Genomic DNA, 8,491 nt, shown 5'->3' on the forward strand with positions numbered 1-8,491 from the left:
ACCGCAAGGCCAGCCACCGGTAGGAGCCACCTTAGACCAACCCCAGCTTGAAAAAGTAATGTCGCACCCACAGCTCCGCACAAAAAACAAGTACCGAAATCGGGCTGCAAAAGAATAAGCAAACAAACCGAACCAATAATGAGGGATGGGATGAAAAACCCTTGAACAAAACTTCCAATCTCTCGTTGTTTATCGGCAAAATATTTTGCCAGCAATAAAACTAATCCAATCTTTGCAAATTCTGAAGGCTGTACCCGCAAAGACCCAAGACCTATCCATCTTTGAGCCCCGTTTACTTTAACCCCAATTCCTGGAATGAGAGTAAGTACCAAGCCCAGCAAGCAGAGGGCAAAAATAATGTAGGTGCGGTTTCGCAACCAATCCAAGTCAACAAAGGAAACATAACCGCCAACAATTAGAGATATAAGAACCCACACAACCTGTTTAACCAATAAATCTTGAGCTCCACGTACTGCCCCAGCACTGAAAAGCATGACCAGACCAATCATCGTTAGACCGATCGACGCAACGACGATATACGCCGTCACCCAGTTGGTAGTCCTATTAAACGCTCTTACTTCTGCCAATCGAACCTCCCATTTCCACCACACACATTACAAGCTATGACAACATCAAGGAGCATCGATAATTGGTCGATCCTCGTTGGATGAGTCGTTGAAAAAGTCTTGCAAGCTTGCCCCCTCATCATTGGGAGCTACATTCACTTCCTTAGTAAAATCTATTTCTGGAGAATTCGACTGCGAATTGACCGAACCCTGAGAAACGATTAGCGGCTGCCCGGCACGAATTAAGCTAGGATTGGTAAGCCCATTCCACTCCATAATTTGACCAACTGACACACCGTATATCGAGGCAATACGTGAAAGGTTATCTCCTTTTTTAACGATATGAGTACTCGCACCAAGGGGAACCACTTTGGGGGCAGGAACTTCTGTAGTTTCGGTTGCAATATATGAAGATCCATCTGGTATTCTTAACTTCTGACCAGGGCGGATAATGGAAGACATCGACATATTGTTCGCTTTAAGTAATTCCGACAAACGCAGGCCATGTTTACGGGCAATTCGAGAAAGAGTGTCCCCTTTTTCTACAGCGTATGAGTTACCAGTTAAACCAGATTCAAAATTACTCGGTTCTTGTGACGGTTGAGGCAAAGACAATCCAGGAGTATTTACACCGGGAATCATAATTTCCTGACCGATCGATAAGCGTCCGCTTTGATTAAGATTGGGGTTAGCGTCCAATAATTTGGTCAAAGGCACGCCATTTTTTCTGGCAATTCCCCAAAGAGTATCTCCCCGTTCAACTTTGTAAATTGCAAGATCTGAAGGGCGTAAATCAATAGGAACAGGCTTTTGTTCACGAGGAACTATAATCGATTGAGCCGAAGGTACACCCGGTTCTTCGGGCACGATTAATCCTCCAGGAACGGGTCGTTGAGGTGCCGCAAATTCATTAGCAGAAGAAGTTTCTTTAACCTCTAATGGCTTCTGAATACTGGAATCTTCGACTCCTTGATTAAAGGTTTGCTCAGGGGCATCCTCGACTGCGGGTGGAACATCCGCACCAAGGTCTTTTGCCTTTCCACCTGTTGTCTGACAACTTGGTTGGAACATAACCAGAAGAATAACTCCGACGTGAAGCGAGAGTACGATACCGAATACTTTTGATAGTTTCATTTTTCTTAATAGCTGATTTGCAAATGGGTTACAGGTAATTTCGTATCCTCTTGAGAGGACCTCTTCAAATCGAAAACGAGAGATTTAAAGGAATTTCCTCTTACTGAATAATTCGAAAACATATCAAAGCTGGAAAAACCGGGACTAAAAAGTATTTTTTGCTGCCGTACAGCAGCCTGAAAAGCCAGATGAAGTGCGTCTTTTAAACTTTTGCAAATAGTGGACTTAATTCCCCTCTCCACGAGGCATTGATTGAGTGGCAAACTCATTTCACCAATTAAATAAGCTCCTGCTAAATAGGGCTTCAATGATTTTGCAAAATCACCCGCTTGCTGACCTTTATTTCTTCCACCTCCTATCCAAATTATTTTTTCTGAAAATGACCTGCAGGCTGCGACAACCGAGGCCAAGTTGGTCGACTTTGAATCATTCCAAAAACTTACCTGATTAACAACGTCAACTTTTTGCAGACGATGGGGTTCTGGTTGATAGCCTTCAAGTGCTTCGAAAAATTGTTTATGAGAAATTCCAAGTTCAGAAGTCCATTGCAAGGCAAAGGCCAGGTTTTCAGATTGTGGAACACTCTTAAAGAAAGAGTCTACATACGAAGGGATTTCTTTTTTACCCAGAGTTTGGACTACCTTAAAATTAGGATTTAAAGATATTCCAAACTTTTTGGCATTCGATACAACTGATTCTCCAATCCAAACATTGTTTGAGTTTTTACACCCATTAGCCAATTTCAACTTGGCTAAAAAATATTCCCTTTCATTTAGATGATAATCCAAATGGTCTGGAGAAAAGTTCGTCCATAAGAGCGAATCCAGCCTAAGGACAGTAGAGTGACAGGCTTGAAAAGAACTGGTTTCGAGAAAAATATTTTTTCCTATCGTTTCCCCATTAGTTTCTGCACTCGATAATGGATAGCCAATATTTCCCAATGCTATGCTTGGAAGGCCCAGATTATTAGCAACATGACTTAAAATAGTAGCAACTGAGGTTTTGCCATTGGTTCCGGTTATGCCGACTAAAGCTACTGCTCTTGAAAAGCATACACCAAGATCAAGTTCTGTGATTATCGTTTTTCCCTCTTGTTCTGCCAGCTTGATCCATTCATGACTGGGAGGAAAACCAGGACTCGTAATGACCAACGAACAATTGCGTGCATTTTCACGACTAAACCATTTGTCTTTTTGATCAAAAATGTCGCAGGCATAGCCCTCTTTGTTAAGTAATTCTTCAACTGCTCTACCACTAAGACCTCTCCCAAAAACCGCTACTGAACCAGTGGATCTTTTTAGTAAATCTTTTAAAAAACTAGCCTTCATTTACCTAAGTTTAAGTGTGGCCAAACCGATCAAAGCAAAAAGAAGAGATAATATCCAAAATCGAATAACTACCTTGGTTTCTTTCCATCCCTTTAATTCAAAATGGTGATGAATAGGAGACATGAGAAAAATTCTTTTTCCACGAAGTTTAAAAGAAGCCACCTGTAGGATAACTGACATTGCTTCGATCACAAAAATGCCCCCGACTATAATTAAAGTTAACGGTTGATGAATCATAAGGGCAATAATCCCAACCAAGCCTCCAATCGCCAGGGATCCCGTATCACCCATAAAAATCTCTGCCGGATGTGCATTGTACCATAAAAATGCGAGACTCCCACCGAGTAATGCCGTACACAAAATGGTTAGTTCCCCCGATCCAGGAACCCAACTAATTTTTAAATAATCTGCAATGAGGAAGTTTCCCGACGCATAAGACATGATTCCATAGGTCAAGGCTACCGTAACCGTACACCCAATGGCCAAGCCGTCTAATCCATCGGTAAGATTGATCGCATTACTTGTACCTGAAAGAGTGATCAGAAAGAAGATAAAGAGCGTAACAGTGGACATCATGGGAATACCCAATCCATCAGGATAACTCACAAAAGGAATCCAAAATTCCCTCATTTTATCTGGGCTGCCCAGAGATTCATTACCCACTCCACTTAAATCATTAGCAAAAGGACCAAGTAAGATAAAAAGTGCCACAGCTGTAGTTCCAAGCTGACCCAGGAGTTTAAATTTACCAGGCAAGCCTTTACTGTTTTTCTTGGATACTTTTAAATAATCATCCGCAAATCCAACTCCGGTCAAAAGAGTATATGTTATAAGAGCAGTACAAACATAAACATTTGGCTCCGCCCATAATAGGGTACTACACAAAACCGAAATAAAAATAAGCGCCCCTCCCATGGTAGGCGTATGAGATTTATCTGAGTGTAAATCTGCCAAGTCTCCAACCTCATCTTTTCCACGAAATGCTTGTTTTGCCCCGATATTTCGAAGCTTTCGAATAAGAAATGGACCAATCCAAAAGCCCATAATTAAGGCGGTGATTCCAGCACCCAAAGAACGAACAGAAATGTACTGAAATAAACGAAGCGGCCCCCAAAGGTCTTCACTAAATTGTAACCAACTCAGCACAGCATACCTAATTGTTGTGAATCTTCCTCAACTGCCCATTTAGGTACTAACTCCTCTAAGCGAAACGAACGACTTCCTTTTAATAATACTGGTCCATTAAACTCTTCAATTAACGGCCTTCCATCCTCTGCATTTTCAAGGACTACAAGTTGATCTACCCTTGCTCCACTATCAATCATCCCCTGAGCCATTTGGCGGGCATGACCACCAATTAAAATTGCTCGATCCGTTTCATCCATGACAATCGATTTGCCGGTTTCGAAATGGAGTTTTTGGCTCATATTGCCCAATTCATTCATACCACCAAGAACTAGAAGCTTTGGTTTATTTCTAAACTTTCGGCTAAAATACTGGATGCTATCCTTCATAGATGCTGGATTAGCGTTATAACAATCGACTAGATACGAACGCCCCCGGCCTACAAGGTTGGATCCTCGTAGGCCGGAGGGACAGTATTGGGGTAGGCGTTCAAAAATTTCTTTATCACTAGCTCCAAGTTTCCATGCAGCTACGCATGCCAAAACCATATTTCTTATCAAACCTTCTGATAATGGTTCGATAGGAATACAAAGAGGAGGGCACTCAAAACGCTCAATATTTAGAACGACAGAATGCCCACCCTCGTTTGTTTCAGTTGAAATATTATAAAGTACCTGATTTGGGCCCTGAACCTCCTCTTGCGGCCCACCCTTTTTAATCAATATATGTGGGCGTTCTTCGCTGATAGCCTTTTTAAAACTCTCGTACTGCACTAATTCCTCAGGGAAAATACCAAGGCACTTTTCGGCTGCATGTGTCCATAGCCTTATTTTCTCATTGGCCACATTTTCAATTGTTTGCAAACCCTCTAAATGAGAATGGTCTATGGAAGTAATAATGGTAAGGTCAGGACAAATCATATCTGTCAAAACTTCCATTTCTCCCATTTGATTTATTCCAGCCTCTACAACAGCAAATTTGTGCTCACCCTCGCATACTTGGGTTAAGGTCAGTGGCACTCCCAGGAAATTATTTAAGTTCCCTTCCGTACACAATGATTGGTTCAACATTTTTTTTAAAATTTCTTTCGTGGATGTCTTCCCACAGCTGCCAGTAACTCCAACCACTTTTCCAGAAAACTGTGCTCTATGCAGTTTGGCAATTCTCTGGAACGATAACAGGGTATCACCCACAACTAATTGGGGTAACTGTGCATTACCTACTTGATGGTCGACCAGTCCCGCAACAGCTCCCTCCTTAGTAGCCTGATCTATAAAATCATGCCCGTCTCTATCTGCTTTAATTGCAACAAACATATCTCCCGAGCTAACTTTTCGGGAATCAATAGTAAAACCGTTTACCCCATTGCTGGGTGAATCAGTCCATTTGCCATTACTCCAACGGCTTAAAGAATTTGGATCAAAACGATACATTTATCCTCCAAAAACTTTTGCATCCAATAAACCACCCGCAACTAAGCGATCATCAAAAGGAATCGCTGTGTATTGAACCTCTTGATAAGCTTCATGACCCTTGCCTGCGATAAGTACACAATCATCCACGCTGGCAGCATCTAAAGCTAAATCAATGGCTCTTCGTCGGTCTTCAACAAAATAAACTTCAGATCCTTTACATACACCTTTTTGCATATCGCTAAATATAGAATCGATGCTTTCCGTACGTGGATTATCTGAAGTCGCCCAGACCTGATCTGCGGCAGCACAAGCGACCCTAGTCATTTCAAGTCGCTTCCCCTTGTCTCTATCACCACCACATCCGAAAACTACCCTGACCTTACCCTTAGTACATTCCCTGAGCATTTCTAATGCATTACGAAGTGCATCGGGTGTATGAGCATAATCAACAACAACACGGTAAGGTTGCCCCCTATCTACACTCTCCATCCTTCCACATACACCCTTGAAACTTCTTAATTTGTGGATCGATTCAACCACGCTTTTTCCCATTGCATGCATGATAGCAAAAGAGGCTAAAACATTTGAAACATTGTAACGCCCAATTAAAGGACTAGCCACAACGGTGTTTCCTAATGGGCTTTCCATTACAAACTTGGAACCTTCGGCATCGAGGGTAAGGTTTTTCGCACAAAATTGATTCCCTGCTTCAAATCCAAAAGTTAAAACCTGTACTTGTGGTGGAAGTTCCTGAATAAGTCTTTTCCCATAGGGACAATCTCCATTGATAACAGCTACTTTAGGTAACGGCCCGTTCATACCATTGAAAAGTTTTCGCTTTTCCTGGTAGTACTGCTCCATACTTCCATGGTAATCAAGATGATCCCTTGTAAGGTTCGTAAAAACTGCAATTTCAAGAGAAATTCCATTAACTCTTGACTGATGAATTCCGTGAGAACTTATTTCCATCACCGAACTACTGCAACCTGCAGCAAGCATACTTTTTAACATGGGATATAGATCGGTAGCTTCTGGAGTTGTCTTAAATGAAGGAACATCTCTGTCTCCCAAATTATACTGTACCGTTCCGATCAAACCTACCGGGCAACCAGGCTCCTCTAATAGATGATGTGTTAAAGTGCTTACCGTGGTTTTTCCATTGGTTCCAGTTATCCCAATAAGGCTTAATGATTCATCTGGTGAGTCATAAAACTTTTTGGTGAACTTTGCCATGGATTTACGGGCATCTGCTACCTTTACGCGTGCCACACCATGGGGGACGCTTACCTCATCAGATTGAGAAACAATTACATTAGCTCCCCTATTTAATGCTTCCTGGATGTGAAGATCACCATTTGTTCTATTGCCAGGAATAGCAAAAAAAGCTGCTCCAGGATTAACTCTCCTACTGTCTGAACTTATCGATTTAATAACCTGGTTTTGAAACTTTTTATCTGTACTAAAATCCTTGTCCGTAAGACTACTTAATTCTCGATGCCTTGTAATTCTCGACTTTACGCTATCCACACAGTTTATTTCTTGATCACTCTTTTTCATAACAACTTATAACCCTAGTTTTTGTTCTCTGATTAAGGATAATTCTTTTGGTTTTGGTTGAATCCCCAAATAGGTAATTAAACGGGATGCAATATTTTTAAAAGATGGTCCAGCCACGCTTCCGCCGTAGCCCAGCCTACCTTTTTTCATTTTGGGTTCATCAACAACAACAGTGATTACTGCTCTTGGATTATCCGCAGGAAAAAATCCTGAAAATGAAGCTACATGATGGGTGTTAGAATATTTTCCATCGATAATTTTTTGTGTTGTTCCTGTTTTTCCCGCAACTTGAAATCCTTGAATCATTGCCGACCTCGCAGTACCTTCTGGACCAACTACAGAAACAAGCATTTCTGAAAGTTCATCCGCAACCTGCTCATCAACTACACGCCTGACTGCTCTTGGTTTAAATGGAATTACAGTTTTAGATTCCTCATCGAAAACCCTTCTTATTAAAGACGGTCGCATCATAATTCCACCATTTGCAACTGCGCACATCGATCCATGCACTTGCATGGGAGTTACAGAAACTGCATGCCCCATTGGCAAACGTGTAATGGTCAAGCCATCCCAATTTCCAGGTTTATGTAGAGTTCCTTTTCTCTCGCCGAGTAATCCTAGGTTTGTCCTCTCACCAAAGCCAAATGCCCGGCAATACGAATAAAGCCGTTCAGGCCCAAGCATCAAACCAACCTGAGCTGCACCCCGATTGCTAGACTTCTGAACTACTTGGTGAAGGGAAATCTTTCCTAAAGGATGATGATCCTTGGGTAGTCTCAATCTCTTTTTTCCTTTTTGGTAGGTTGAAACTGAACAATCAATAATATCCTCGGTTCTTAATATTTTCTCATTAAGTGCCGCACCTACAGGTATTATCTTAAAGGTAGACCCAGGCTCATAAAGGTCTGTCAAACAGCGATTCCTGTGATTCTCTAAAGGTACATCATTGTATAGATTTGGATCAAAACTTGGTCCGTTAGCCATAGCCAAGATTTCACCAGTTCTTGGTTCACTGACAATAATTGAAACACTTACAGGAGAAAACTCCTCCATAATTCTAGTCACTTCCTGCTCAACGCGTTCCTGTACAACTCGGTCTATAGACAACTCCACGCTCAGTCCTTCACGTGCATCAAATTCAACCGATCGAAACTGTGGCATTTCTCTACGCCTTCCATCCCTTTCACTTTCTCTCCATCCGTCCTGACCTCGCAAATAATAGTCAGCCATCAGTTCTATACCCATACATGCTTTGCCTTCCTTGTTCACATAGCCAAGGACATGTGAAGCAAAGTTTTGATTTGGATATAATCTTGAGTGTTTATAATTTCCATACACTCCATCTATTTCAAGTTTTTGAATTTTA

At 41.7% G+C, this 8,491-nt stretch carries 7 protein-coding genes; all 7 read right to left on the minus strand.

Features of this window, described 5'->3' with window-relative positions; translation table 11 throughout:
- The coding region (locus tag ACKPQ4_RS00635; RefSeq protein ID WP_407679273.1) for an FtsW/RodA/SpoVE family cell cycle protein at positions 1-548 on the minus strand (548 nt) is incomplete at its 3' end.
- 84 nt (positions 549-632) lie between these two features.
- Positions 633-1,700, minus strand: coding sequence for a muramidase family protein (locus tag ACKPQ4_RS00640; RefSeq protein ID WP_407679274.1), 1,068 nt, complete (start codon positions 1,698-1,700; stop codon positions 633-635).
- Between the two features lie 5 nt (positions 1,701-1,705).
- Positions 1,706-3,028 (minus strand): UDP-N-acetylmuramoyl-L-alanine--D-glutamate ligase, encoded by a 1,323-nt coding sequence (gene murD, locus ACKPQ4_RS00645; RefSeq protein WP_407679275.1) that lies wholly within the window; start codon positions 3,026-3,028, stop codon positions 1,706-1,708.
- Positions 3,029-4,174 (minus strand): phospho-N-acetylmuramoyl-pentapeptide-transferase, encoded by a 1,146-nt coding sequence (mraY, locus tag ACKPQ4_RS00650; RefSeq protein WP_407679276.1) that lies wholly within the window; start codon positions 4,172-4,174, stop codon positions 3,029-3,031.
- Positions 4,168-5,586 carry a UDP-N-acetylmuramoyl-tripeptide--D-alanyl-D-alanine ligase gene (locus ACKPQ4_RS00655; RefSeq protein ID WP_407679277.1) on the minus strand — a complete coding sequence of 473 codons (1,419 nt, stop codon included), beginning with the start codon at positions 5,584-5,586 and terminating at the stop codon, positions 4,168-4,170. The genes mraY and ACKPQ4_RS00655 overlap by 7 nt, the downstream gene beginning before the upstream one ends.
- The gene (locus ACKPQ4_RS00660; RefSeq protein ID WP_407679278.1) at positions 5,587-7,125 is read right to left on the minus strand and encodes a UDP-N-acetylmuramoyl-L-alanyl-D-glutamate--2,6-diaminopimelate ligase; all 1,539 of its coding nucleotides are present in this window, start codon (positions 7,123-7,125) and stop codon (positions 5,587-5,589) included.
- A gap of 6 nt (positions 7,126-7,131) precedes the next feature.
- Positions 7,132-8,491 (minus strand): peptidoglycan D,D-transpeptidase FtsI family protein (locus ACKPQ4_RS00665; RefSeq protein WP_407679279.1); only part of this gene is annotated, 1,360 nt, incomplete at its 5' end.

This window comes from Candidatus Chordibacter forsetii (genome assembly GCF_964187505.1).
Lineage (GTDB): Bacteria > Verrucomicrobiota > Verrucomicrobiia > Opitutales > Seribacteraceae > Chordibacter > Chordibacter forsetii.

What these genes read in the sequence shown, in the direction of transcription:
- ACKPQ4_RS00640 (WP_407679274.1), bottom strand. Translation starts at nt 1,700, where the DNA reads ATGAAACTATCAAAAGTATTCGGTATCGTACTCTCGCTTCACGTCGGA.
- murD (WP_407679275.1), bottom strand. Translation starts at nt 3,028, where the DNA reads ATGAAGGCTAGTTTTTTAAAAGATTTACTAAAAAGATCCACTGGTTCA.
- ACKPQ4_RS00655 (WP_407679277.1), bottom strand. Translation starts at nt 5,586, where the DNA reads ATGTATCGTTTTGATCCAAATTCTTTAAGCCGTTGGAGTAATGGCAAA.
- ACKPQ4_RS00660 (WP_407679278.1), bottom strand. Translation starts at nt 7,125, where the DNA reads ATGAAAAAGAGTGATCAAGAAATAAACTGTGTGGATAGCGTAAAGTCG.